Below are 25,862 nucleotides of genomic sequence, written 5' to 3' on the forward strand. Positions count from 1 at the left end.
CGCGTACAAGAAAGGATATGTAAGAAAATAGGCGAATTATTACGAATGTTGGAGTGTGAAAATTGTGATTTCAGGTTTTGACATAAAACGAAATGGGACACGTGTTCTTCCAAGACCTCGATTGACATAGAGAGTTAAATCCTGCATCGTATAGAAGCCTTCAATATAGTCTTTGGCGAGTGATGGTGTAATAATAGCACCTAAAAAAGGAATTTGTACTTGTCCGCCATGGCTATGACCAGAAAGTTGCAAGTTGATTGGATATTTGGAAATTTGCGGCGCGATATCTGGCTCGTGAACAAGAACGATGTTATAAGTATTTTGCCGTGCATGTTGTAATGTTTTCTCTATTTTTGGTTTGCCTAGTAGTATATCATCGAGACCGAAAATAGAAATTTCACTATTATCCATTAGACGAATTCTTTTTTCACTATTTAGCAATAGTTCAAATCCTGATTCACGCATGATGTGCTCATAGTATTCAGTTCCATATCCACCGTGATCATGGTTACCATAAATAGCGAATTTACCGAAGGGGGCTTGTATATTTTTTAAAATGGATGCGACAAAAGGAGTGTCAGTATACGTTTGATAATTATCAATGAGATCTCCGGTAAAAAGGACAATATCTGGATTTACAGCATTAATTTTAGAAACAACTTGAGATAAATGTTGAAGCGAGAAATAGTATCCGAGATGTAAATCGCTGAATTGAAGAATTTTCATACCATGAAAACTTTTTGGGATGAGTTGTGATTTTAATGTGTGCTGTGTAAAAGAAATGAAATGGGGTTCTATATATTTAGCATAGTAGTATCCGATGCCACTGGTTATAAATGAATAGAGACAAGTACGCATACCAATTTTCAAAAAATTTCTTCTTGTAATGTGCGTCATAAAAATATGAGTATACCTCAATGTTTTTATTCCATTTACAGGCTACTCAAATCTCCTTTCAGTTTATTTAAAAATATATTTTACATAATAAAAAATTAGTATAGATTACGAAAAAAATGAATAAAAAGAAAGTTCTTTACATTAAAATATCAGAAAAGTTTAAAAATATAAAGATTTCTATTAAATAAAGTGATAAAATGAATGTGTATTCATTTTTTGGAGGGGATGTATGTGAAAGAAAAGGTAGTTATTATAACAGGTGGATCGAGTGGAATGGGAAAAGGAATGGCGACTCGCTTTGCAAAAGAAGGGGCACGAGTTGTTATTACAGGACGTACAAAAGAAAAACTAGAGGAAACAAAGTTGGAAATTGAACAATTTCCAGGGCAAGTATTACCTGTACAAATGGATGTAAGAAATACGGATGACATTCAGAAAATGATTGAACAGATTGATGAGAAGTTTGGTCGAATTGATGTTTTAATAAATAATGCAGCTGGAAACTTTATTTGTCCAGCAGAAGATTTATCCGTGAATGGCTGGAATTCGGTCATTAATATTGTATTAAACGGTACATTTTACTGTAGCCATGCTGTCGGAAAATATTGGATTGAAAAAGGTATAAAAGGGAATATCATTAATATGGTAGCAACATATGCATGGGATGCAGGTCCAGGAGTTATTCATTCGGCTGCAGCGAAGGCAGGAGTATTAGCGATGACGAAGACGCTCGCTGTTGAGTGGGGACGTAAATATGGAATACGAGTTAACGCTATCGCTCCAGGACCAATTGAACGTACGGGTGGTGCTGATAAATTATGGATTTCAGAAGAAATGGCTAAGCGTACGATACAAAGTGTTCCGCTTGGAAGGCTGGGTACGCCAGAAGAAATCGCTGGTCTAGCTTATTATTTATGCTCAGATGAAGCTGCGTACATAAATGGAACTTGCATGACAATGGATGGAGGACAACATTTACATCAATATCCATTTTAAAAGGGATAAAAAAATGAATGTTTGATTCATTTTTTCACGGTTAAATGTGACGGAATTGTGACATATGAAAGAAAAGTGTTTACAAGAGGTCATATATACGTTATATTTAAGACCTCTTTTTTCTTCATAGTAGAATTGCTAATTCCCCTTAGCATTTTACCCCTCTAATCCCTTCAGGAAAACTGAAGGGATTTTTTATTATTTTTCCGTAAATATCATGTTATAATTTTTGAAAAGTAAAGGGAGGGAAGCACGTTGATAGATGCATTAGATGTAATGAGTAACTTGGATAAAGTCCTTCCTTATTATCAAGCTATTTTTAGTGCTGATGAGCATACTGTAATTGGATATGAAGTAGTAGGACGTATTCAAACAGAAGAGGGCATACAAAGTTTAGCTTCTTTCTTTCACGATGATTCGATTCCAAGTGAATTTCAACTGGAAGCGGATAATATTATAGTAGAAAAAGCTTTAAATCGTTATTTAGAAAGCGATCAAAAATTATTATTATTTATACATCGGAATGCTAATGTATTAATGAATGATGATGATGAAAGCTTGCTTCAACTTTTATTGAGGTATGAAGAACAAGGTTTAAATTTAAAACAAATTGTTTTAGAGATTACAGAGCATGAATGTAAAGAAGATATAGAGCAATTTAATCATTTGCTTATGTATTATCGTACATATGGTATTCAAATTTCGATTAATAAAGTCGGAACGGGTACAAGTAATTTAGAGCGTATTAGCGTGTTAGCACCTGATATTTTAAAAGTAGATTTAACGAACTTAAGGCAAACAGCACTTTTACAATCTTATCAAGATATTTTATATTCTTTATCATTACTTGCTAGAAGAATTGGTGCAACTTTATTATATGAAGAAATAGATGCTTTTTATCAACTGCAATATGCTTGGAAGAACGGCGGAAGATATTATCAAGGTAATTATTTAAAAGAATGTTTACCTGATTTTATTGAAACGAATGTTTTGAAAGAGCGACTAGGTAATGAATGTCATCAGTTTATTCAGCATGAAAAGAAGAAGTTACAAAAAATTTATAATTTAACAGAGATGTTACGCGATCGCATTGGCGATGTTTTATCAAAACAAAAAAAGAATGAAGATATAAATGATTGGTTATTACAATTTAGTCAAAGTGTATCACAGTGTAGTTTTCGTATATTTATTTGTAATGAAGATGGTTTCCAACAATCAGGAAATGTTATGAAAAAAGATGGAGAATGGATTGTGATGCCGGATTATTATATGAAGAACTGGAGCTGGCGCCCGTATTTTCTCGAGAATATAATGAAAATGCGTTTTGAGAATAAGGCGAGGCTTTCAGATTTATATGCAGATATTGAAACGGGAGAAATGGTACGAACATTTTCTTTCCCGATTGATGATGACAACTTTTTATTTATAGATTTATCTTATGAATATTTATATGAAGAAGATGTTTTATTTTAATGCACGAAGAGATTCGTGCATTTTTTGTTTGTTTTTATCATAAATTGGTAATAGTGAAAATGGTGATGAAAATGCTGTCTATCGTTGTAAAGATTTTACGAACGAAATCTGTCCTTTCTTTGCATAATCATTGTTACAATGAATACTACAAAGACAAGTTCTTTTAAAAGGAAGGTGAAAAAATGAGGAAATATGGAATATGGCTTGTTCTATTTGTATGTGTTGCCTTTCTAGTTGGTTATAGTGTTACGACTGTTTTAGGAAAAGAGGAAGTGGAAGTCGATCGGAAAGAAGTATTTACAACGATACAAAAAGGCTATGAAACCCAGTTTTCAATTCGTGGGAAGCATTTGCCGATGAATAAGATGATAGAGACGTTATCACCGTATTTTACAGATAATTTCCTTCAAGTATTTACAGATGAAAATAGCAGAAGTGATAAACAAAGTGGTGAATATTTACTTCCGGCAAAAGAAGCACCGTTTTCTTTTAATTCAGAAACGAAAATGTCGTATGATGAAGAACATAAAAATTTATATGTATATGAGCGGACAAAAAGTGGACAATATCAAATTGTAACATTGAAAAGGGATCAAGATAAATGGAAGTTAGCAGGATATCATGAAAGTCAGGAACTTTTAACTGAAATAAAAAGGTTGCAACAATTATAAAGTGAAACTTTTAATCAGTGGGTGGGAGTTTTACTACCTACAAATAGCGGGATAAGAATAGGAATAGGTATTTACCTATTCCTATTCTATATTGAGTAGTTGTTGTAACTTTTCAATTTGAAAACCTGCAACTACTTCGCCATCAATTACGACTGTTGGAGTTGAATAAGAATCATAGTCGTATAAAAGACGATTGCGAGCAGCAGCGTCTTTTTTTACGTCAAATTCTTCATATGCAACGTTATTATGCTTCAAAAATTCTTTTACAATAACACATGGCGGACAATCGGGTTGTGTATAAACCTCAATTTTTTTCATTGTAATTCCTCCTTTTTTCTGTTTTTTATTATATTCTTCCAGTATAAAAACCGCAATAATGAAGGAGAAATATGTTCTTTCTGTTTTTTCCTTCGTATTTCGACAAATTTTTAGTTGAGTTTCTGGCCAATAACCTTTATCCTAGAGTGTGGAACATTTTTTCTGTTATGACGGATAGAATGAGTATAGCTGTAAAACCTATTGGTAGGAAGATCAGAGAAAGGAGAGATTTCATGTCTCTACTCCAAGGAATTTTAACTCGACTTGTTAGTCTACAAGAACAAGCTGAAAGCGGTGAAGTAGCACAACGCTATTTTGAAGTGAACGGTGAGCGCAAATGTAGCGTGAAATTTTTCGATAAAAGTGAAATGTATGAGTTAGAAGTGTATCAACAAGGTGAAAAACCTCAAGTATATCAATTCGATAATATCGACATGGTTGCAATTGAGATTTACGATATCATTTCTTGATACATATAAAAAAGGTACTGCCACATGGCAGTACCTTTTTTAGTTCTATTACTTTCTAGCATAATGTATAGAAGTTTTTTATTTTTCCTACAATGGTATTAAAATGAAAATTTAATCCGTGCAAGTTTGCTTATCCATGTGGATAATTAGTCCCGTCAACCGGGTGAATATGTGAAGCTAAACTTCTCACTATCGCTGGGTTTTGCAAATAGCGGGAGAAATATAACTAGGAGGTTATCGTATGGAACGTTTACCAGTTGTGATTTGTCCTAATTGTCAAAGTTCTGCTGAGATTATTCATGTATTAACGGCTCAATCTAATCAAAATGTAATTTATACGTGCCAAGTTTGTCACTTTGTAATTCGAAATATTGAAACGAATAAAGGATAGGAAGTTATAATTTTAGTTTTTGTCCCATACAATGAGAATACGAAAAGTCTGTCTAATTGAAAGGACGTGACTCTGTGGACGGTGCACATAAATTTTACAATGTTTCAGAGAGACATTTAAATTTTGATATGGTCTTTAACCGTATTTGTAGTTTCATTGAAAAGGATCCGCGAAATTTGTATCGATTATCCATTGGGACAGACTCGCAAGCGCATCAAAAGGATACGAGGTTTATTACAGCAATCCATATTCATCGTATTGGAAAAGGTGCCTGGGGTTGTTTACACCATAGATCAGTAAAAGATAAGCCAGCGACCTTACGTGAGAAAATATATTTAGAAACGCAGTTTAGTCAAGAAATCGCATGTCTATTTACGCCTACTCATATACAAACAATATGGGAGTTATTGCATCCTTATGCTCAAGATGGGGCTGGATTCATAATGGAAATTCATTTAGACATTGGGAATGATGGCTTAACAAAAGAATTTATTTTAGATATGACAGAAAAAATTCGAGCGATGGGATTAACTGCAAAAATTAAGCCGGATGCTTATGCGGCGTTTAGCTATGCAAATCGATATACGAAATGATTTTTTTGTATGTGTACGATTGTTACATATCTTTTAATAAAAACTGAATATTACATCTATTAAATAGGTTGAATTTTTTATATAATAAGAGTAACGATGCGAGTGTAAGGAGAGGGGTATATGCAAAGGGAAGTTGTTTTAACGAAGGAAGAAGAAAGTTTACTACTAGATATTTTATTTCAGCAAAATTACGCAAGTGAAATTTTAGCTGTGGAACTTACAGATATTGAGAATGGTTTGAAACAGACAGATGTGATGCAATATAAAAAAATCACAAGGTTATTTTACAGATTAAAAAATAAAGGGTATTAAGCGCTACCGGAATGGTAGTCTTTTTTTTGTGCGGTATGCTAAAATAGCTGTGTGATTGTATTTTTATTGAAATAAATTTAGGACAAAATAATAATATGAAAACGCTGTCATAAAATGTGAATAGAGTTGTGAACATAAGCAGGAAAAAGGGAAAATGGGGGATGTAATATGATTAGTATTCCGAAAGACGAATTTCAACAAATTCTTGTGAAGGATTTAATGATTTCATCGGAAAAAGTAGCTCATGTCCAAATTGGAAATAGTTTAGAACATGCTTTACTTGTTCTTGTAAAATCTGGATATTCAGCGATACCTGTCTTAGATCCAATGTATAAACTACATGGTTTGATTAGTACTGCCATGATATTAGATGGTATGTTAGGATTAGAACGTATTGAGTTTGAAAGGCTCGATGATATGAAAGTAGAGCAGGTGATGAAAGAAGATATACCTGTTCTTAAATTAGACGATTCATTTGCAAAAGCTTTAGAAATGACAATTGATCATCCTTTTATTTGCGCTGTTAATGAAGAAGGCTATTTTGAGGGGATTTTAACACGTCGGGCTATTTTAAAATTGTTGAATAAGAAAGTAAGGCAACATAATCGATAAAGTGAAAAAAGTGACTTCATAGAAACGAAGAAGTCACTTTTTTTCGTGCATATCACTTGTGTATGTATTATATTTAAAAAGACATAAAACATAAGGAAAGTTTGCGCTGGACAATTGTATTTTCTGAATGAAAGCATTCGGATAAATTAAGGATGAAAAGCTTATTGAAATAAGGTGTATGGAAGCTAAGGAAAGAGGGAGAAAGTTGCAAATTGATGATTTTCAAATGATGGTTGTGTTAGCTCAGGAATCAAATATGAGAAAAGCGGCGGAACGTTTATTTGTTTCCCAACCTGCGCTGAGTCAACGATTACAATCTATGGAGAAACAATGGGGAATGAAGTTTTTTATTCGCTCACAAAAAGGATTGACAATTACACCTGAAGGGGAAAAAGTTGCAAATTATGCCAAAGAAATGTTGCAAAGGGAAGAAGATATAAAAAGTGAGCTGGCTGTTTTCAGAACGGAAACTCATGGAACGTTAAAAATAGCTGTTGCATCAGTTATTGGTCAATATTGGCTCCCTCCTGTTTTGAAAAAGTTTGTGCATAAATATCCTTCTGTAAAGATATCGCTGTTTACTGGATGGAGTAGTGAAGTGCAAAAGCAGTTTTATGAAGGAGACGTGCATGTTGCTATACTGAGGGGAACACAAGAATATAAAGGTCAGAAGCAACAATTATTTGAAGATGAACTGTATTTAGTTGATAAAGAAATAAAAGATATTTCGATGTTAAAAGAAACAAATAGGCCGTTCATTCAATTTAAAAGTGACTCGACTTATTATGGACAAATACAAAATTGGTGGTATGGTTTATTTTCTAATCCGCCTAAGCGAACGATTGTAGTTGACCAAATTGAAACATGTAAACAACTTGTTTTAAATGGTATAGGTTATGCCCTTTTACCTTCTACTGTTTTAAAGGAAGTACAGGAAAATATGTATAAAACACCTGTTCAACTGACGAGAGAAACATGGTTGTTAACAAGTGACTCGGCAAGGCAGTTGAAGCAAGTACAAGCATTTTTAGAAATTATAGAAGAAATTCAAAGGGAAAAATAAGATTATTATCTTGCTACTCGCTCTTTCGTTTGGTAGAGTAACATTATAAATGGATTTAGGAGGCAACAAGAATGAAAATGATGGACGCTAACGAAATTATTTCGTTTATTCAAAAAAGTGAAAAGAAAACTCCTGTAAAGGTATACATAAAAGGGGATTTAAAAGAAGTAACATTCCCTGAAACAGTACAAGCATTTGTGAATAAAAAATCAGGTGTATTATTCGGAGAATGGTCTGAAATTAAGACAATTCTTGATGAGAATAATAAGCACATCGTTGACTACGTTGTAGAAAACGATCGTCGTAATTCTGCAATCCCAATGCTTGATTTAAAAGGTATTAAAGCTCGCATCGAGCCAGGTGCTATTATTCGTGACCATGTTGAAATTGGTGACAACGCTGTAATTATGATGAATGCAACAATTAACATTGGTGCTGTAATTGGTGAAGGTTCTATGATCGACATGAACGCAGTACTTGGTGGACGTGCAACAGTCGGTAAAAACTGTCACGTAGGTGCAGGTGCTGTACTTGCAGGTGTTATTGAGCCACCTTCTGCAAAACCAGTTATCGTTGAAGATGATGTAGTAATCGGTGCAAATGTAGTTGTTTTAGAGGGTGTTACAGTAGGTAAAGGTGCAGTTGTAGCAGCGGGAGCTGTTGTAACAGAAGATGTACCTCCATACACAGTTGTTGCAGGTACTCCAGCACGTGTAATCAAAGAAATTGATGAGAAGACAAAAGCAAAAACAGAAATTAAACAAGAGCTTCGTCAATTAAACCCAGAGAAATAAAAAGTAAAAAAAGCGTAAGAGCGTAAATGGGCTCTTACGCTTTTTATAGATAGAGGTGCAAAAATGACAGTAAGCAAATTTGTCCAAATTCGTAGAGATCTACATAGAATTCCAGAAATCGGATTTAAGGAATGGAAAACACAACAGTATATTTTAGATTATATAGGAACACTTTCTCATGAATTTGTGGAAGTGAAGACATGGAAAACGGGTGTAATCGTTAAAGTAAATGGAAAAAATCCCGAAAAAATAATAGGTTATCGTGCAGATATAGACGGTTTACCAATTACAGAGGAAACTGGATACGAGTTTGCTTCTATTCATGAAGGAATGATGCATGCATGTGGCCATGATGTACATACAACAATCGGTTTAGGCCTTCTAACGAAAGCTGTGAGCGAAAGAATAGATGATGACCTTGTATTTCTATTCCAGCCAGCAGAAGAAGGACCAGGCGGTGCTCTTCCTATGTTAGAAAGTGAAGAGTTAAAAGAATGGAAACCGAATATAATTCTTGGTCTTCATATTGCACCAGAATACGCTGTGGGGACAATTGCAACGAAAGAAGGACTGTTATTTGCCAATACTTCAGAATTATATATTGATTTAAAAGGGAAAGGTGGCCATGCTGCCTATCCGCATACTGCAAATGACATGATTGTTGCAGCGAGTCATCTTGTTACACAGCTTCAATCCGTTATTAGTCGCAATGTAAATCCTCTTGATAGTGCAGTAATTACAATCGGGAAAATTACTGGTGGTACGGTTCAAAATATTATTGCAGAAAAATCTCGTTTAGAAGGAACGATTCGAACATTATCAGTGGAATCAATGAAGCGTGTGAAAAGCAGAATTGAGTCAATTGTTGCAGGTATCGAAGCTTCTTTCCAGTGTGAGGCGATTATAGATTACGGAGCAATGTATCATCAAGTATATAACCATGAAGAGTTAACGAGAGAGTTTATGGAATTTGTACATAAACAAACTGATATGAATGTTATTACATGTACTGAGGCAATGACGGGTGAAGATTTTGGTTATATGCTTCGAGAAATCCCTGGATTTATGTTTTGGCTTGGAGTAAATTCAGAATATGGTTTACATCATGCAAAATTAAAACCAGACGAAGAAGTGATTGAAAAGGCAATTACATTTTTAAGCCAATATGTAAAGTGGAAAGGGAATAGAAAATAAAACTTCCACTTTCTTGAAGGTTCCAAAAAACTTTTTGTTCTGAGGTGTAAGTAACGCTCGTATAGATTGATTTTAGACATTTATATACAAATGGAAGAATTAAAGTTAATTGTACTGTTTTAATAATGAGCAGGGGGTTTAGCCACTGCTCATTATTAATTATTTGACTAACTTATATATGTTTACTTTTAGTATGAAAAGTGTGTAAAATCAATGTGAAACATAGAAAAAAGGGTGGGGAATTACGTGCAAATTAGCAGTGCGATTTTATGTTTCGTCTTATATGCGTATGTTATTATTGCGGCGGTTTATTTTGGGATAAGTTTTTATGCCTATCGTCTAGTAGATAATAATGAATATGACGAAACATACAAATGGGTGAAGAGATATTTATCACCTGTACTAGAAATTATGAATGGGTTTGTGCTCTTTTTATTTATTGGATTAATTGCTTTTTCAACGAGTTTAGTAGGGAATAAAACTACGTTATTTGTATTGGGTATCATTATTTTTATGTTGTTAGGAATAAGGATTGGTAATACGGTCTTTTGGAATGAAAGAAAAGTAGATGGTTGGACGGGAATGTTAATTCCGTGCATGTTAGCTGCAATCGTGACAAATATAGAGCATGAATATTATCAATTACATTTTTGGCTTATTATCGTTTTAACAATTCTTTCTGTTTTGTATATAAGCACAGTAGTACTAACATATATTGCACATGAAAAAGGAGATGTTAAAGGCACTCGTTTCTTTAGAGGACGGGCATTATTTTGGAGTGTGCCGACGATGGTAGTTATCGCGCTTATTGCGATATTAGTAAATGGATATCAATTTTCTAATTGGCAACTATTTTTAGAAAATTGGTGGATCTTTATCTTTTCGTTTATTGCTTTTTTAGGTGCAACGCATTATTTATTCCATCAACATCATTACATATGGGCGTTGTTATTTGCATTCACACAGCTTCTATTTGCCTTTTTTGGTCAAGAAACATTATTATTCGTTTTTGAAACATTTAGTTCTTTTGGAAATATATTTGTATTTGCTATGCTACTTGTTGGTATCGCTTTTTACTTGCAACAATATTTTTATATACAAAAACAAAAATAAGAGCTAATTACAGTTTTTGTGACGCATATAAAGTGTGTTACACTGAAAATAAATAGTACTTGAAGTTATTGGAGGAATTCCCGTGGGTGAGAAAGAAAAAGAATTTGCTGTCATTGGACTTGGTCGCTTTGGTGGAAGTATTTGCCGAGAACTAGCTCAATTAGGAATGGAAGTAATGGCAATCGATTCAGATGAGGATAAAATTAATGAATTTGCAAATATAGCTTCGCATGCTGTAATTGCAGATTCAACAGATGAGATGGTATTAAAAAGCCTTGGTATTCGAAATTTTGATCACGTAGTCGTTGCTATTGGAGATAATTTAAATTCAAGTATTTTAACGACCTTGATTTTGAAAGAGTTGGGTGTAAAAAATATTACTGTAAAAGCTCAAAATGATTATCATGAAAAAGTGTTAAGTAAAATAGGTGCAGATCATATTGTGCATCCAGAACGTGATATGGGAAAAAGGATTGCTAATAATATTGCATCAAGCAATGTGCTAGACTACCTTGAGCTTTCAGATGAGCATAGTATTGTAGAGATTATTGCGAATAAAAAAATTGATGGGCACTCTTTAATTGAATTAGATATTCGTGCGAAGTTTGGATTGAATATTGTAGCAATTAAACGAGGCAAAGAAGTTATCGTATCCCCTCGAGCTACGGAGAATATTCAAGCAGGAGATATATTAATTGTCATTGGTCATGACGATGAAGTGGATCGATTTAAACACTTTTTAAGATAAGAGAAAAGAAAAGGACAATGCCTTCATGGCATTGTCCTTTTTCTTATATTTCCATAATGATTGGTAAAATCATTGGACGGCGTTTCGTTTTCTCATATAGGAATGGAGCTAATGTGTCTGTAATTTCATTTTTAATTTCAGACCATTGTGTTGTTTTACGCTCCATTACTTTTTCTAAATGAGTTGTAATTAATGTTTGTGCATCATTGATTAAATCGCTACTTTCACGCATGTAAACGAAACCGCGTGAGATGATATCAGGTCCTGCTGCAACTTTAAATTCTTTCATATCAATGCTTACAACTACAATTACAAGTCCTTCTTCAGAAAGGATACGACGATCGCGTAATACGATATTGCCAATATCTCCAATACCGTTTCCATCAATGTAGACCGAACCAGATGGGATTTTTCCAGCTACGCTAGCTTCATCCGAACGTAAAGCAAGAACATCGCCATTATCCATAATGAAGCAATTTTCTTCAGGGATGCCACAATCATTTGCTATGTTCATGTGCATACGCTGCATACGATATTCACCATGAATTGGCATGAAGTACTTCGGTTTAATTAGACGTAACATTAATTTTTGTTCTTCTTGTCCACCGTGTCCACTTGTATGGATATTTGAAAGTTTCCCATGAATTACATCAGCGCCAGCGCGGTACAACATGTTAATTGTACGACTTACGCTAATTGTATTTCCTGGAATTGGTGAAGAAGAGAAAACAACTGTATCTCCAGGAATAATTTGAATTTGGCGGTGTGTACCGTTTGCAATACGTGAAAGTGCTGCCATCGGTTCACCTTGACTACCTGTACATAAAATAACAACTTTATTAGCTGGTAAGCGGTTTAGTTGAGATGCATCTATGAATGTATCTTTCGGGCAACGAATATAACCAAGGTTTTGTCCAATTTCAATCGCTGCTTCCATACTTCGACCAAACACAGCTACTTTACGGTTGTTTTCAACAGCAGCTTCAACAACTTGTTGTAAGCGGTGAATATTTGATGCAAAGGTTGCGAATATAATCCGTCCTTCTACTTTACGGAAAATGTCTTGAATGCTATCACCAACGCGACGCTCAGACATAGTAAAGTTTGGAACTTCACTGTTCGTACTATCAGATAATAGACATAGTACGCCATCTTTACCGATTTCAGCCATTTTTGTTAAATCAGCTGGTTCACCAACTGGTGTGAAGTCAAATTTGAAGTCACCTGTATGAACAACTTGACCTTGAGGTGTTTTCACAACAACGCCGTACGAATCTGGAATACTGTGAGTTGTACGGAAGAAGGATACAGACGTTTTTTTGAATTTAATAACGTCATCTTCTTGAATCTCGTAAAGTTTTGCTTTACGAAGTAAGCCGTGTTCTTCTAATTTGTTTTTGATGAGTGCAATTGCTAATTTTCCGCCGTAAATTGGAATGTTCACTTGACGTAATAGGTAAGGGATTCCGCCGATATGATCTTCGTGACCATGTGTAATGAATAACCCTTTAATTTTATCTTCGTTTCGCACAAAATAAGTGTAGTCTGGTATTACATAATCGATTCCGAGAAGTTCGTCCTCTGGAAATTTAATTCCAGCATCAATTATAATAATTTCATCTTGAAATTGAACAGCGTATGTATTTTTACCGATTTCACCAAGCCCACCGAGAGCAAATACAGCAACTTGGTCGTTTTTTAGAAATTTCATATCGCTATACGATTTCCGCTAATGTTAAATCAGCGTTTTCTTTTTCATATTCAAGATGAGCGCCAGTAACAGACTGAACAAACTCGATATTATATGCGAACTTATTTAATTTTGTACGAACATCCTTTTCAGACGTAGCCTCTAAATATAAAACTTTTGTATTTTCACGTACTGGAACCTCAGTTAATTTTTCTTGATAAAATACTTTAAAAATCATTTGGAAAACCTCTCCTTGTCTATGTTTTGCATTATCTGTTACTTATTATAAAGCAAACAGTCACGATTTTCATGTTTTTTCGAATGAGAATGAAGAAAAAGCCCGAAATGGGCACAATTTAAGCGACTGTCTTTTTACGGACTAGACCATTTAAATAACGCTTGAGCTTTTTCTTCAGCTTCTTCAGCATGATTACTCCTTCCTTTCCTTATTTTAAACATGCCTATTACTAGTGAAAACTCTATCTCTGATATAAGAGATAGGACAAAAGTGAATGGTGAATCTTGTCCTTTCCCATACAGTGAAAGTTATTCTATAGTAACGATCAGTAGCCGTTAGTTATAGGTATAGTATGAGGAAGAATGGAAAAGAAAATTCATCCGAACAAGTATCTACATGTTTTACTAATATATATATGCAAAGTTTACAAATAAGGTCAGAAAGGGAACGCTTTCTTCACAGATGTTTAATATGTTATACTTTTTTTTAGAATTTGAAAAGTGATATTCAAAATAGGAATATAGAGTCTCAGAAAGGATTTTGACAAATGAATGATAAAATTGTCTTTTTTGATATTGATGGAACATTATTAGATCATGATAAAAAAATTCCGCAATCTACACGAGATGCAGTAAAACAGTTACAAGAAAAAGGTGTACATGTAGCAATTGCGACAGGGCGCGCGCCATTTATGTTCGAAGATATTCGTAAGGAACTTAATATACATAATTATGTTAGTTTTAATGGACAATATGTTGTCTTTGAAGATGAGGTAATATTTAATAATCCGTTACATCCAGATGCTTTACATAAGTTTACTCAGTTTGCAAAACAAGAAGGATATCCACTTGTATATCTTGACCATCAAGATATGAGAGCATCAGTGGAATATCATGATTATGTGAAAGAAGGCTTTGGAAGCTTAAACTTTGAGCATCCAGCATATGAGCCTAATTTTTATGAGGAACGTAATATTTATCAAACACTACTTTTTTGTGAAGTAAATGAAGAGGAAAAGTTTATTAATCATTATCCAGATTTCCATTTTATTCGTTGGCATGCATATTCAATGGATATCATTCCGAATGGTGGTTCTAAGGCAAAAGGAATTGAGAAATACATTGAAAAGTTAGGTTTTAATCGTGATCAAGTGTATGCATTTGGAGATGGCTTAAATGATTTAGAAATGATCGAAGCCGTTGGCACAGGTATTGTGATGGGAAATGGCCATGAAGACTTGAAAAAACTTGCAAATCATGTGACAAAGGATGTTAATGAAGACGGTATATATCATGGACTAAAGTGGGCTGGATTGCTATAAGTGAATATGGAACCCATTTCATAATAAAAAGGCGGAAGATTAACTTCCGCCTTTTTATTATTATCGCTCTAGAGGTTTGGAATCATCAGGAGCGGCAAAAGGATTTTCTTTATTGATATGGTCATAGAACATAACGCCATTTAAATGATCAATCTCGTGTTGGAATACGATTGCTGGTAAACCTTTTAAACGTAATTTTACTTCTTCTCCGTTAATAGAAGTTGCTTTTACTGTAATTCTTGTATAACGAGGAACATAACCAGGTACTTCGCGGTCTACAGATAGACAGCCTTCACCACCCTGTAAATATGTACGTTCAACAGAATGGCTAATGATTTTTGGATTGAATAATGCATGGCTATATAATGTACCATCCGCATCGGTTACATGAACTGCAATCATTTTTTTTGAAACACCGATTTGCGGAGCCGCTAATCCGATTCCAGGGCGTAAACTATATTTTTCAGCCATTTCAGGATCTTGGCTATTTATTACGAATTCAATCATTTCTTTTAAGGTAGTTGTATCTTCTTCGCTTGCCGGTAAGGACACATCTTCTGCAACGTTGCGCAAAATAGGATCTCCTTCGCGAATAACATCTTTCATTGTAAGCATATGTAATCTCTCCTTTCCTCTTTAGTCTACCAAAGGAGATGGAAAAAGTCATCGGCAAGAAAGGGAAGGCATTTTGGAAATCGTTCTATTATAGAGTAGTTATGTATGTGATAAACAGAAAAAGACGGCAAAGCCGTCTTTTTCTTTCCATAGTTGTTTCGTTTTACAATTAGCGAATGCAAGCAGCACCAACGATAATTAAAAGAATAAACAACACAACGATTAAGGCGAAGCCGCGTCCAGACCCGCCACAAGAACCGCCATAACCGTAGGAAGGATATGAACAAGTTGGATAGCAATATGAGTATCCGTACATGAGATGACCTCCTTTATCATTTCCCGCTAATACTGCGGTTACTATAATGTATGGAAGAGAGGGTAGAAATGTATAGGTATTTACCTAAAAAAGGAAGAGTAGTTTGTATATTTTTGTTACGAAGAGAGAAAAACTAAAGAGAATTAAATCGTTTACATATTATTCTAAGAGAAAAAATAAGTGAAAAAGGGAATAATATAACAGTAGGTCAATGCTTACTAATACAGATGTAAAAAATAAAAACACGTTTGTGTAGTAGAAACCTGCATATTATTTATAAAAAAACGTATTCAAAGTAATTGACATCGTAATTAGAATAGTTGTAAACTAAAAAACGTGATCAAGATTGTATTAATATGTTTCTGAAAAAACATTAGTACAGATTGTTAGGTACACAAAATTATTCTCAACCGACATACAAACATGTTGGTTTACATCGTTGCGCTTTTTAAACTGGAAAATAGCCAGTGAAAGCGTTTCAGAATATGGTTCAAGAGAGGAAGAGGTGAACGGAATGGGTACTAAAACAAAAAAGACCCTATTTAATGTTGATGAGCAAATGAAAGCTATCGCAGCTCAATTTGAAACATTACAAATTTTAAATGAAAACGGTGAAGTTGTGAATGAAGCAGCTATGCCTGAATTATCTGATGATCAATTAAAAGAATTAATGCGTCGTATGGTGTATACTCGCGTATTAGATCAACGTTCTATTTCTTTAAACCGTCAAGGACGTTTAGGTTTCTACGCACCTACAGCTGGACAAGAAGCTTCTCAATTAGCAAGTCATTTCGCACTTGAAGCAGAAGACTTCATCTTACCAGGATACCGTGATGTACCACAATTAGTATGGCACGGATTACCATTATACCAAGCATTCTTATTCTCTCGTGGACACTTCATGGGTAACCAAATGCCTGAGAATGTAAATGCATTAGCTCCACAGATCATTATCGGTGCGCAAATCATCCAAACTGCTGGTGTTGCGTTAGGTATGAAACTACGTGGTAAAAAATCTGTTGCAATTACTTACACTGGTGACGGTGGTGCTTCACAAGGTGACTTCTACGAAGGTATGAACTTTGCAGGTGCATTCAAAGCTCCAGCAATCTTCGTTGTTCAAAACAACCGTTATGCAATCTCTACTCCAGTAGAAAAGCAATCTGCAGCTAAAACTGTAGCACAAAAAGCAGTAGCAGCAGGTATTTACGGAATTCAAGTAGACGGTATGGATCCATTAGCTGTATACGCAGCAACTGCTTTCGCTCGTGAGCGCGCAGTAAATGGCGAAGGCCCTACTTTAATCGAGACTTTAACATTCCGTTACGGTCCACATACAATGGCTGGTGATGACCCAACTCGTTACCGTACAAAAGATATCGAAAACGAATGGGAACAAAAAGACCCAATCGTACGCTTCCGTAAGTTCTTAGAAGCTAAAGGCCTATGGTCTCAAGAAGTTGAAGAGACAGTAATCGAAGAAGCAAAAGAAGATATCAAACAAGCAATTGCTAAGGCTGACCAAGCTCCAAAACAAAAAGTAACTGATTTAATGGAAATCATGTACGAAAAAATGCCTTACAACTTAGCTGAACAATATGAAATCTACAAAGAAAAGGAGTCGAAGTAAGCCATGGCTCAAATGACAATGATTCAAGCAATCACTGATGCTTTACGCGTTGAAATGAAAAATGACCCTAACGTACTTGTATTTGGTGAAGACGTTGGTGTAAACGGCGGTGTATTCCGTGCTACTGAAGGTTTACAAGCTGAATTTGGTGAAGATCGTGTAATGGATACTCCACTTGCAGAGTCTGGTATTGGTGGACTTGCAGTTGGTCTTGCACTTGAAGGATTCCGTCCAGTTCCAGAAATCCAATTCTTCGGTTTCGTTTATGAAGTAATGGATTCAATTTCTGGTCAATTAGCTCGTATGCGTTACCGTTCTGGTGGACGTTGGACTGCTCCAGTAACAGTTCGTTCTCCATTCGGTGGTGGTGTTCATACTCCTGAACTTCATGCTGATAGCTTAGAAGGATTAGTGGCTCAACAACCTGGTCTAAAAGTTGTTATTCCATCTACTCCATACGATGCTAAAGGTCTTTTAATCTCTGCGATTCGTGACAACGATCCAGTTATCTACTTAGAGCATATGAAATTGTACCGTTCATTCCGTCAAGAGGTACCAGAAGGTGATTACACAATTGATTTAGGTAAAGCTGATATCAAACGTGAAGGTACAGATGTATCTGTTATCGCTTACGGTGCTATGGTTCACGCTGCATTAAAAGCTGCTGAAGAACTTGAAAAAGAAGGTATCTCTTTAGAGGTTGTTGACTTACGTACAGTTCAACCATTAGATATCGAAACAATCATCGCTTCTGTTGAAAAAACAGGTCGCGTAGTTGTAGTTCAAGAAGCTCAAAAACAAGCTGGTATTGCAGCTAACGTTGTAGCGGAAATTAACGACCGTGCAATCTTAAACTTAGAAGCTCCAGTTGTACGTGTTGCAGCTGCTGATACAGTATTCCCATTCTCTCAAGCAGAGAGCGTATGGTTACCAAACCACAAAGATATTGTTGAAGCTGTAAACAAAGTAATGAACTTCTAATTTTTAGCTTTTCATGTGCAAAAGAAATCAGCACATGCTGGTTTCTTTTGTACATATTCCATAATAATGAAATGAATCAGGGGGCTGAATTCCGTGGCATTTGAATTTAAACTACCAGATATCGGTGAAGGTATCCACGAAGGTGAAATCGTAAAATGGTTTATTAAACCAGGCGATGAAGTAAACGAAGACGATGTACTTCTTGAAGTACAAAATGATAAAGCAGTAGTAGAAATCCCTTCTCCTGTTAAAGGTAAAGTACTTGAAGTACTTGTAGAAGAAGGAACAGTTGCAATCGTAGGAGATACATTAATTAAATTTGATGCTCCTGGATACGAAAACCTTAAATTTAAAGGTGACGATCATGATGAAGCTCCAAAAGCTGAAGAAGCAGCAGTAGAAGCTCCAGCAGCGGAAGCTACTCCAGCAGCAACTGCAGAAGTAGTAAATGAGCGCGTAATCGCTATGCCATCTGTTCGTAAATACGCTCGTGAAAAAGGTGTAGACATTCATAAAGTAGCTGGTACTGGTAAGAATGGCCGTATCGTAAAAGCTGACATCGATGCATTTGCAAATGGTGGACAAACTGTAGCAGCAACTGAGGATCCAGCAGCAGTAGAAGCTACTCCAGCAGCAGCGAAAGAAGAAGCACCAAAAGCACAACCAATCCCAGCTGGTGAATATCCAGAAACTCGTGAGAAAATGAGTGGTATCCGTAAAGCGATTGCGAAAGCAATGGTTAACTCTAAACACACAGCTCCTCACGTAACATTAATGGACGAAGTAGATGTAACAGAACTTGTTGCTCACCGTAAGAAGTTCAAAGCAGTAGCAGCTGACAAAGGTATTAAATTAACTTACCTTCCGTACGTTGTTAAAGCTTTAACATCTGCATTACGTGAATACCCAATGTTAAACACTTCTTTAGACGATGCATCTCAAGAAGTAGTTCATAAACATTACTTCAATATCGGTATCGCAGCTGATACAGACAAAGGTCTATTAGTACCAGTTGTTAAAGATACAGATCGTAAGTCTATCTTCACAATCTCTAACGAGATCAATGATCTTGCTGGTAAAGCACGTGAAGGTCGTCTAGCTCCAGCTGAAATGAAAGGTGCTTCTTGCACAATTACAAACATTGGTTCTGCAGGTGGACAATGGTTCACTCCAGTTATCAACCACCCAGAAGTAGCAATCCTTGGTATCGGCCGTATCGCTGAAAAACCAGTTGTGAAAAACGGTGAGATCGTTGCAGCTCCAGTATTAGCATTATCTCTAAGCTTTGACCATCGTTTAATTGACGGTGCAACTGCTCAAAAAGCGTTAAACCAAATTAAACGTCTATTGAATGACCCACAATTATTAGTAATGGAGGCGTAATAACAATGGTAGTAGGAGATTTCCCAATTGAATTAGATACAGTCGTTGTTGGTGCAGGTCCTGGTGGATACGTTGCGGCAATTCGTGCAGCACAATTAGGTCAAAAGGTAGCAATCATTGAAAAAGCTAACCTTGGTGGCGTATGCTTAAACGTTGGATGTATTCCTTCAAAAGCGTTAATCAATGCAGGTCATCGTTATGAGAATGCAATGCATTCTGATGACATGGGTATTACTGCAGAAAACGTAAAAGTTGACTTTACAAAAGTTCAAGAATGGAAAAACGGCGTAGTTAAGAAATTAACTGGCGGTGTTGAAGGCCTTCTTAAAGGTAACAAAGTTGAAATCATTCGCGGTGAAGCTTACTTCGTAGATGCTAATACATTACGCGTTATGACTGAAGATGCAGCTCAAACTTATACGTTTAAAAATGCTGTTCTTGCAACTGGTTCTACACCAATCGAAATTCCAGGATTCAAATACTCTAAACGTGTTATCAACTCTACAGGTGCTTTAAGCTTACCTGAAATTCCTAAAAAACTTGTTGTAATCGGCGGCGGTTACATCGGTATGGAATTAGGTACTGCATATGCTAACTTCGGTACAGAAGTTACTGTAGTAGAAGCTGGCGACGAAATCTTAGCTGGTTTCGAAAAAGCTATGAGCTCTGTTGTTAAACGCGCTCTACAGAAAAAAGGTAACGTAAATATCCATACAAAAGCTATGGCTAAAGGCGTTGAAGAGACAGAAACTGGCGTAAAAGTTAGCTTTGAGGTTAAAGGTGAAATCCAAACTGTAGAAGCAGATTACGTATTAGTAACTGTAGGTCGTCGTCCAAACACTCAAGAAATCGGTCTTGAGCAAGTTGGAGTTAAAATGACTGACCGCGGCATCATCGAAATCGATGAGCAATGTCGTACAAATGTACCAAACATCTATGCAATCGGTGATATCGTTCCTGGACCACCATTAGCTCACAAAGCTTCTTACGAAGGTAAAGTAGCTGTAGAAGCAATTAGTGGCCATGCATCAGCTATCGATTACATCGGAATTCCTGCAGTATGCTTCACTGATCCAGAATTAGCATCTGTTGGTTACACTAAAAAACAAGCTGAAGAAGCTGGAATGACTGTGACTGTATCTAAGTTCCCATTCGCTGCTAACGGTCGTGCATTATCATTAAACAGCACTGACGGTTTCTTACAACTTGTAACACGTAAAGAAGATGGTCTTCTTGTAGGTGCTCAAGTTGCAGGTGCAGGTGCTTCTGATATTATCTCTGAGATTGGTTTAGCTATCGAAGCTGGAATGACAGCTGAAGATATCGCTCAAACAATCCATGCTCACCCAACATTAGGTGAAATCACAATGGAAGCAGCTGAAGTTGCTCTTGGAATGCCAATTCACATTGTAAAATAATTTAAGTAATGTAAATAGCCCTTCTCTTATTGTAAGAGAGGGGCTATTTTTATTTTCATCAAATGACTTGCAAGGTCTTTAAACGTACTTGTCGAATGAATATATAATACTTTAACAAATGATTCCGGCTTAACTTACTTCAAAGGTAATATATATCATCCTATAATATGTAATTGATTCAAACGTAACCCCATATATTAATAAAATAGAGCATGTCAAAGGAGAAGGTTCCATGAAAATATTACATGTTATATTTTATCATTTACTACTATGGAGTGGCTTTTCCACTGTATTAACATTATCGAATGGTGATAAGTTTCATTATAAAGTTATTCTTTTTTTCGTATTTCTATATTTAGCCTATGTAATAGCATATTTTGTATTGCACGTAAGAAAGCAAGCTTTATTTCTTACATGTTCGAATTGTATATTATTTTTAATCATATTATCTATTTTTTAAATTAGCGTTTATAAAAATACATTGTTCTTCCATTAAATAATTGTAACTCTCCTTCTAATTTCTTCGCTAAAAAACGGCAAAATTCATTTGCTTTCCCTTTGTCACCAAATGTTGCATTAGGTGGTAAAGAAACTTGGATGAAAGATTGTTCATTTTCTATACCAACACCAATATAAATTGAGTCATACCGGTCGTGATTGGATTGAAGTTTTAATGTTGTTGTAGATGTATCTAAAATTTCATAAGGAAAAGCGGTATTTGTATACGTGTAATTAATTTGGGCACCAGTTTTAGAAGTAACCGTTTTATAATAATGAAAAAGTTGTTTTATATCATCTATTGAAACTGATTGTTGGTTGGATTTCGGTACAAGCGTAATAAAGGCGTGTTGCATATAAGTTCCCCCTAACTTAGTAGAATACTATCATTCTACATCCTACTGAATTTTTTGACAATTAAAAGGAGTATTACATGTTTTGTTTAATATACTATTAATGAAACGTGATGTAGAAAGGTGGAAACCAATGTTTGAAAAATTGTATGATGAGCATGAAAGTGTGAAGGTACGATTTTTAGGGTTTATGACACATGATACACGTTATGATTTTGGTGTTATTTATACAAATATGTTTTTTGGAAAGCCGCTCATTGTTTGTATGCAAACAGGAAGGTCTACTTTACTCGGACGAGATGATGTAGAGAATGTTCAATATATACAGGAGATTTTTAAATTAGGATCAGAAGAGGAAGCAAAGGAGTTAGCTCAGTTTTTCAAATTTCTAGTTCCGTCAACTTCTTTACATGCGGAATATGAAGAATAATTAATGTGAAACAGTCGTACTTATAAATATGGCTGTTTTTTATTTGAATATCGCATACTAATTTAAATTTAAAATATTTAATGTGTTATACTAAAAACCTATTGACGTAAAAAGTATAACATATTAAAATAAAGACAGAAAGTTAAGCGGTTACAAAAAGTTTTTGGGATTATAAACTTAGGGGGAAATGAAAAATGGGAACAATCGTATGTCAAGATTGTGAAGGTACAATTGCACACTTCGAAGATGAGAAAGTAACGGTACTTTACGGGAAATGTGGATCTTGCGGATGTGATCACACAGAGCATACAAAAGCCCAATAATTGATAGGAAATGGACAGCTAAAAGTTTTTAGGACCATAAACTTAGGGGGAAATGAAAAATGGGAACAATCGTATGCCAAGTATGTGAAGGAACAATCGGACATTTTGAAGATGAGAAAACGACGGTACTTTACGGAAAATGCGGAACAAATTGTGACTGTGCTAGAAAAGATAATGCGAAAGCTTAATGATAAATAAATAGATTACTATTGAAACTCAGGGGGAAATGAAAATGGGAACAATCGTATGCCAAGTATGTGAAGGAACAATTGGACATTTTGAAGATGAAAAATCAACAGTACTATACGGGAAATGTGGATCTCATTGCGAATGTGACCATAAAGAACATACAAAAGCTTAATAATAAGAAAAAGCGCCTACATGTGTAGGCGCTTTTTTAATAAATTGTAGTTGTATGACCAACTGTTGCAACGATTGCATCATCCCTAATCGGAATAAAGCTTATGGAGGTCTGTGGTGTACTAGAAGAAGCGTATTGGCTCATTATACGACTATCGATACGGGTAATAGTATCGGTCAAGAAAGCTGAAATAAAAGCGTAAGGGACTCGTCGTTCATTTAATGAATAAATAATTTCTTCTTTTGTTTTTACACCTACGCCATGCCCGTAAAAAAAGAAATTTCCTAAATAGATTGTATTTTCTCCTTGCCATTCAATCGTAGCTGGATTTACTTGTGGGTTTTTAAAGTAAACGAGGTCACCTGGAACAAGATCGCCACCGTTTTTTGTTATAAGCCTTAGATCTTGGTCGTAGTCCCATGTATAAAGTAAAAGGTTTGCAAATAGACGATTGAAAGTTTCTTCCTCATACAATGATAGTAAAGCTTTATAAAAAATAATGATCATAGCGGTTGCGCATTCAGTTCCATATAGTTTTCCGTTTTTGAAAATATCCTGTATGGCAATAGAAGGTGGTATGTTTGGAAGAAGCTCGAATCCCCCAAGAGACGTTCTTTTCCAATACTGGGGGTTGCAAAAGGATTGTTGAAATGTACGAAACTGAAATCCACTTTGAAAAAGCTCTAGTGCAGAGATAATAATATTAACTCGTAAATTGAGATCAAAGCTGAGTTCATCAGCTGTTCGGAAGGAATAAACTTCTTGATTTCCTGCCATTATTGATAAAATTTGTTGTTTCTCTGCTGCAAATGGCTCATATTCATTTGTAATATAAGGATGTACAATAGAACGGCCTATTACAATCATAATAGTATCCCCACCTATACGTTACATTCTTAAGTATCGTATGAAGAAAAGGAAAAAAGGTGAAAAAAAAGCCTATCAACTGATAGGCTTGTACTCTTTAATAACACGTAATGTTTGTAATGTCATATCTTCAGGACCTTGTACAGGTAAACCTGCTTCTAAGTTTTTACGAATATACTCTAAGTTTTCTTGTGTAATAATTTCCCCCGGAGTAAAGATTGGAATCCCTGGCGGATAAACCATAACAAAATCAGCTATAATACGACCCGCTGCATTTTCAAATGGAATGACTTCTGTTTCCGAATAAAAAGCATCTCGAGGAGAAAGTGCTAGCACTGGAATTTCTGGAATCTCTACTTGTACTTGAACACCTTTATCTGCCCTATTTCTAAATGTTGCTGCTAAATCTTGTAATGCTGCAATAAGTGTATTTGTATCACTTTCTGTATCTCCCAAAGTGATAAGACATAGTATGTTGTATAGATCTGAGAGTTCTACTTCAATGTTATATTGCTCTCTAAGCCATACTTCAGCTTGGTGGCCGGTAATACCTAGATCTTTTACAGATACAATTATCTTTGTAGGATCATAGTTAAAGGTAGCATCTGTACCTAACATTTCTTTTCCAGGACAGTAAAGATGCTCAATAGAATTTATAGCATCACGAACATGCTCAGCTAATTGTATTGTTTGTTCTATGAGTGCTGTTCCTTCTGTAGCAAGACGTTTTCTCGCAACATCAAGGGATGCTAACAAGATGTAAGAAGTTGATGTAGTTGTAAGCATGCTAATAATAGATTGGACATGCTTTACATTCACTAAGCCTTCTTTCACATTAAGAATAGAACTTTGAGTTAAAGAGCCTCCTAATTTGTGAACACTTGTTGCTGCCATATCCGCACCAGCTTGCATCGCTGACATAGGTAATTCATCGTGAAAATGAATATGAACACCATGAGCTTCGTCGACTAGTACAGGGATGTCATAAGAATGTGCTAATTGTACAATCTGTTCTAAGTCTGCAGCAAACCCAAAGTACGTTGGGTTAATAACAAGTAAGCCCTTTGCATCTGAGTGCTCTTCAAGTGCTTTTTTGACAGATTGAATTGTGATTCCATGAGAAATACCGAGCTTCGGATCGATTTCAGGATGCATGAAAATCGGTTTTGCACCTGAGAAAATAATAGCTGACATTACTGATTTATGCACGTTTCGTGGTACTAGGATTTTGTCACCAGGACCGCAAACGCTCATCACCATTGTCATAATAGCGCCACTTGTACCTTGAATAGAAAAGAAAGTATGATCTGCACCGAATGCGGCTGCTGCTAAATCTTGTGCTTCTTTAATCATACCTTTTGGATGATGTAAATCATCGAGTGGCGCAATATTAATTAAATCAATTGCTAATGCATTATGCCCAATAAATTCGCGAAATGTAGGATCCATGCCCTGTCCTTTTTTATGACCAGGAATATGGAATTGAATTGGATTTCGCTTACTGTGCTCAACTAAAGCGGTAAACAATGGTGTTTCGTATTGGGACAATCTATACACCCCTTCTTCTTCATAATATTTAGTGTAATTTGTTTTATATAATCCTGCTCTAAAAAAGTGTAGCCCTTTTTAGAATAAGGCTTGTTTTTCTGCCATTCAAAAAATCGTTTTTGAGATGGTAGCTTCACTTTATTTTCTATAAAACAAAAGCATTATATCACCAATAATTATAGATGTATAGAAAAAAATCTTTTTAAGGTGAGTATGTTTAATAGTTAGCCTCAACTAATGAATAG

At 35.4% G+C, this 25,862-nt stretch carries 33 protein-coding genes; 24 read left to right on the forward strand and 9 right to left on the reverse strand.

The window, feature by feature from the left end:
- Window positions 1-39: 39 nt before the first annotated feature.
- Window positions 40-897 carry a metallophosphoesterase gene (locus tag HMAS_RS04575; RefSeq protein ID WP_002024756.1) on the reverse strand — a complete coding sequence of 286 codons (858 nt, stop codon included), beginning with the start codon at window positions 895-897 and terminating at the stop codon, window positions 40-42.
- Between the two features lie 231 nt (window positions 898-1,128).
- Here HMAS_RS04575 and fadH point away from each other — a divergent pair, with 231 nt between their 5' ends.
- From fadH to HMAS_RS04590, 4 genes are all read left to right on the forward strand, one after another.
- The gene (fadH, locus tag HMAS_RS04580) at window positions 1,129-1,893 is read left to right on the forward strand and encodes a 2,4-dienoyl-CoA reductase (protein ID WP_000660913.1); all 765 of its coding nucleotides are present in this window, start codon (window positions 1,129-1,131) and stop codon (window positions 1,891-1,893) included.
- 255 nt (window positions 1,894-2,148) lie between these two features.
- Window positions 2,149-3,366, forward strand: a complete 1,218-nt coding sequence (locus HMAS_RS04585; protein ID WP_000564306.1) for an EAL domain-containing protein — start codon at window positions 2,149-2,151, stop codon at window positions 3,364-3,366.
- A complete protein-coding gene (locus HMAS_RS27895; protein ID WP_003279784.1) occupies window positions 3,366-3,533 on the forward strand; it encodes a hypothetical protein in 168 nt (55 codons plus the stop codon). Before HMAS_RS04585 ends, HMAS_RS27895 begins: the two co-directional genes overlap by 1 nt.
- A gap of 15 nt (window positions 3,534-3,548) precedes the next feature.
- Window positions 3,549-4,037, forward strand: a complete 489-nt coding sequence (locus tag HMAS_RS04590; RefSeq protein ID WP_001233804.1) for a DUF3993 domain-containing protein — start codon at window positions 3,549-3,551, stop codon at window positions 4,035-4,037.
- 81 nt (window positions 4,038-4,118) lie between these two features.
- Here the strand turns inward: HMAS_RS04590 and HMAS_RS04595 are convergent, their stop codons facing one another.
- The gene (locus HMAS_RS04595) at window positions 4,119-4,355 is read right to left on the reverse strand and encodes a glutaredoxin family protein (protein ID WP_000717875.1); all 237 of its coding nucleotides are present in this window, start codon (window positions 4,353-4,355) and stop codon (window positions 4,119-4,121) included.
- 233 nt (window positions 4,356-4,588) lie between these two features.
- Between HMAS_RS04595 and HMAS_RS04600 the strand changes: the two genes are divergently transcribed.
- From HMAS_RS04600 to HMAS_RS04640, 10 genes are all read left to right on the forward strand, one after another.
- Window positions 4,589-4,825: a YkuJ family protein gene (locus HMAS_RS04600; RefSeq protein ID WP_000055151.1), complete on the forward strand. Its 237-nt coding sequence runs from the start codon at window positions 4,589-4,591 to the stop codon at window positions 4,823-4,825.
- Between the two features lie 241 nt (window positions 4,826-5,066).
- Complete coding sequence (locus HMAS_RS27610) at window positions 5,067-5,216, forward strand: hypothetical protein (protein ID WP_000440540.1); 150 nt, start codon at window positions 5,067-5,069, stop codon at window positions 5,214-5,216.
- 74 nt (window positions 5,217-5,290) lie between these two features.
- Window positions 5,291-5,809: a ribonuclease H-like YkuK family protein gene (locus HMAS_RS04605; RefSeq protein WP_000348487.1), complete on the forward strand. Its 519-nt coding sequence runs from the start codon at window positions 5,291-5,293 to the stop codon at window positions 5,807-5,809.
- A 120-nt stretch (window positions 5,810-5,929) separates the two neighbouring features.
- Complete coding sequence (abbA, locus tag HMAS_RS04610; RefSeq protein WP_001188692.1) at window positions 5,930-6,121, forward strand: antirepressor AbbA; 192 nt, start codon at window positions 5,930-5,932, stop codon at window positions 6,119-6,121.
- 168 nt (window positions 6,122-6,289) lie between these two features.
- Window positions 6,290-6,733 carry a cyclic-di-AMP-binding protein CbpB gene (gene cbpB, locus HMAS_RS04615; RefSeq protein ID WP_000623579.1) on the forward strand — a complete coding sequence of 148 codons (444 nt, stop codon included), beginning with the start codon at window positions 6,290-6,292 and terminating at the stop codon, window positions 6,731-6,733.
- A gap of 178 nt (window positions 6,734-6,911) precedes the next feature.
- On the forward strand, window positions 6,912-7,796 hold the full coding sequence (locus HMAS_RS04620; protein ID WP_001987174.1) for a LysR family transcriptional regulator: 885 nt from the start codon (window positions 6,912-6,914) through the stop codon (window positions 7,794-7,796).
- 71 nt (window positions 7,797-7,867) lie between these two features.
- A complete protein-coding gene (gene dapD / locus HMAS_RS04625; RefSeq protein WP_000783241.1) occupies window positions 7,868-8,590 on the forward strand; it encodes a 2,3,4,5-tetrahydropyridine-2,6-dicarboxylate N-acetyltransferase in 723 nt (240 codons plus the stop codon).
- A gap of 63 nt (window positions 8,591-8,653) precedes the next feature.
- Window positions 8,654-9,784, forward strand: a complete 1,131-nt coding sequence (locus HMAS_RS04630) for an N-acetyldiaminopimelate deacetylase (RefSeq protein ID WP_000218672.1) — start codon at window positions 8,654-8,656, stop codon at window positions 9,782-9,784.
- 246 nt (window positions 9,785-10,030) lie between these two features.
- Complete coding sequence (locus HMAS_RS04635; RefSeq protein WP_001167324.1) at window positions 10,031-10,897, forward strand: cytochrome c oxidase assembly protein; 867 nt, start codon at window positions 10,031-10,033, stop codon at window positions 10,895-10,897.
- An 82-nt stretch (window positions 10,898-10,979) separates the two neighbouring features.
- Window positions 10,980-11,645: a potassium channel family protein gene (locus HMAS_RS04640; protein ID WP_000504032.1), complete on the forward strand. Its 666-nt coding sequence runs from the start codon at window positions 10,980-10,982 to the stop codon at window positions 11,643-11,645.
- A gap of 43 nt (window positions 11,646-11,688) precedes the next feature.
- Here the strand turns inward: HMAS_RS04640 and rnjA are convergent, their stop codons facing one another.
- Both rnjA and HMAS_RS04650 read right to left on the reverse strand, forming a co-directional pair.
- A complete protein-coding gene (gene rnjA, locus HMAS_RS04645; protein WP_000670377.1) occupies window positions 11,689-13,356 on the reverse strand; it encodes a ribonuclease J1 in 1,668 nt (555 codons plus the stop codon).
- Window positions 13,357-13,360: 4 nt separating this feature from the next.
- On the reverse strand, window positions 13,361-13,573 hold the full coding sequence (locus HMAS_RS04650; protein WP_000576435.1) for a DNA-dependent RNA polymerase subunit epsilon: 213 nt from the start codon (window positions 13,571-13,573) through the stop codon (window positions 13,361-13,363).
- A 547-nt stretch (window positions 13,574-14,120) separates the two neighbouring features.
- On the opposite strand from HMAS_RS04650, the gene HMAS_RS04660 reads away from it, so the two are divergent.
- Complete coding sequence (locus tag HMAS_RS04660; RefSeq protein ID WP_000998275.1) at window positions 14,121-14,894, forward strand: Cof-type HAD-IIB family hydrolase; 774 nt, start codon at window positions 14,121-14,123, stop codon at window positions 14,892-14,894.
- Between the two features lie 60 nt (window positions 14,895-14,954).
- Here HMAS_RS04660 and def read toward each other — a convergent pair whose 3' ends face one another.
- Both def and HMAS_RS04670 read right to left on the reverse strand, forming a co-directional pair.
- The gene (gene def, locus HMAS_RS04665) at window positions 14,955-15,509 is read right to left on the reverse strand and encodes a peptide deformylase (protein ID WP_000957042.1); all 555 of its coding nucleotides are present in this window, start codon (window positions 15,507-15,509) and stop codon (window positions 14,955-14,957) included.
- A 169-nt stretch (window positions 15,510-15,678) separates the two neighbouring features.
- Complete coding sequence (locus HMAS_RS04670) at window positions 15,679-15,825, reverse strand: YjcZ family sporulation protein (protein ID WP_000274562.1); 147 nt, start codon at window positions 15,823-15,825, stop codon at window positions 15,679-15,681.
- 514 nt (window positions 15,826-16,339) lie between these two features.
- On the opposite strand from HMAS_RS04670, the gene pdhA reads away from it, so the two are divergent.
- The 5 genes from pdhA to HMAS_RS04695 all read left to right on the forward strand — a co-directional run bounded on the left by pdhA (window position 16,340) and on the right by HMAS_RS04695 (window position 21,697).
- On the forward strand, window positions 16,340-17,455 hold the full coding sequence (pdhA, locus tag HMAS_RS04675) for a pyruvate dehydrogenase E1 component subunit alpha (protein ID WP_000536895.1): 1,116 nt from the start codon (window positions 16,340-16,342) through the stop codon (window positions 17,453-17,455).
- A 3-nt stretch (window positions 17,456-17,458) separates the two neighbouring features.
- A complete protein-coding gene (pdhB, locus tag HMAS_RS04680) occupies window positions 17,459-18,436 on the forward strand; it encodes a pyruvate dehydrogenase complex E1 component subunit beta (protein ID WP_000068168.1) in 978 nt (325 codons plus the stop codon).
- Between the two features lie 93 nt (window positions 18,437-18,529).
- Window positions 18,530-19,819 (forward strand): pyruvate dehydrogenase complex dihydrolipoyllysine-residue acetyltransferase, encoded by a 1,290-nt coding sequence (gene pdhC / locus HMAS_RS04685; RefSeq protein ID WP_116344707.1) that lies wholly within the window; start codon window positions 18,530-18,532, stop codon window positions 19,817-19,819.
- A gap of 5 nt (window positions 19,820-19,824) precedes the next feature.
- A complete protein-coding gene (gene lpdA, locus HMAS_RS04690; RefSeq protein WP_000260104.1) occupies window positions 19,825-21,237 on the forward strand; it encodes a dihydrolipoyl dehydrogenase in 1,413 nt (470 codons plus the stop codon).
- Between the two features lie 232 nt (window positions 21,238-21,469).
- Window positions 21,470-21,697 (forward strand): hypothetical protein, encoded by a 228-nt coding sequence (locus tag HMAS_RS04695; protein WP_000697469.1) that lies wholly within the window; start codon window positions 21,470-21,472, stop codon window positions 21,695-21,697.
- A 1-nt stretch (window position 21,698) separates the two neighbouring features.
- Here HMAS_RS04695 and HMAS_RS04700 read toward each other — a convergent pair whose 3' ends face one another.
- On the reverse strand, window positions 21,699-22,091 hold the full coding sequence (locus HMAS_RS04700; RefSeq protein ID WP_001163299.1) for a DUF1885 family protein: 393 nt from the start codon (window positions 22,089-22,091) through the stop codon (window positions 21,699-21,701).
- A gap of 130 nt (window positions 22,092-22,221) precedes the next feature.
- On the opposite strand from HMAS_RS04700, the gene HMAS_RS04705 reads away from it, so the two are divergent.
- The 4 genes from HMAS_RS04705 to HMAS_RS04720 all read left to right on the forward strand — a co-directional run bounded on the left by HMAS_RS04705 (window position 22,222) and on the right by HMAS_RS04720 (window position 23,202).
- Window positions 22,222-22,518, forward strand: coding sequence for a DUF3055 domain-containing protein (locus HMAS_RS04705; RefSeq protein ID WP_000462038.1), 297 nt, complete (start codon window positions 22,222-22,224; stop codon window positions 22,516-22,518).
- A 194-nt stretch (window positions 22,519-22,712) separates the two neighbouring features.
- Window positions 22,713-22,841, forward strand: a complete 129-nt coding sequence (locus tag HMAS_RS04710; RefSeq protein WP_000536778.1) for a GapA-binding peptide SR1P — start codon at window positions 22,713-22,715, stop codon at window positions 22,839-22,841.
- Between the two features lie 59 nt (window positions 22,842-22,900).
- Entirely contained in the window at window positions 22,901-23,029 is a 129-nt protein-coding gene (locus HMAS_RS04715) for a GapA-binding peptide SR1P (protein WP_000536803.1), read from the forward strand.
- Window positions 23,030-23,073: 44 nt separating this feature from the next.
- Complete coding sequence (locus HMAS_RS04720; protein WP_000536796.1) at window positions 23,074-23,202, forward strand: GapA-binding peptide SR1P; 129 nt, start codon at window positions 23,074-23,076, stop codon at window positions 23,200-23,202.
- A 36-nt stretch (window positions 23,203-23,238) separates the two neighbouring features.
- Here the strand turns inward: HMAS_RS04720 and HMAS_RS04725 are convergent, their stop codons facing one another.
- Together HMAS_RS04725 and speA are read right to left on the reverse strand one after the other, a co-directional pair.
- On the reverse strand, window positions 23,239-24,069 hold the full coding sequence (locus HMAS_RS04725) for a protein-glutamine gamma-glutamyltransferase (protein WP_000635337.1): 831 nt from the start codon (window positions 24,067-24,069) through the stop codon (window positions 23,239-23,241).
- Window positions 24,070-24,144: 75 nt separating this feature from the next.
- On the reverse strand, window positions 24,145-25,617 hold the full coding sequence (speA, locus tag HMAS_RS04730) for an arginine decarboxylase (RefSeq protein WP_000084899.1): 1,473 nt from the start codon (window positions 25,615-25,617) through the stop codon (window positions 24,145-24,147).
- Between the last annotated feature and the right edge of the window lie 245 nt (window positions 25,618-25,862).

The sequence above is a fragment of the Bacillus sp. HMA207 genome (assembly GCF_003402455.1).
Lineage (GTDB): Bacteria > Bacillota > Bacilli > Bacillales > Bacillaceae_G > Bacillus_A > Bacillus_A cereus.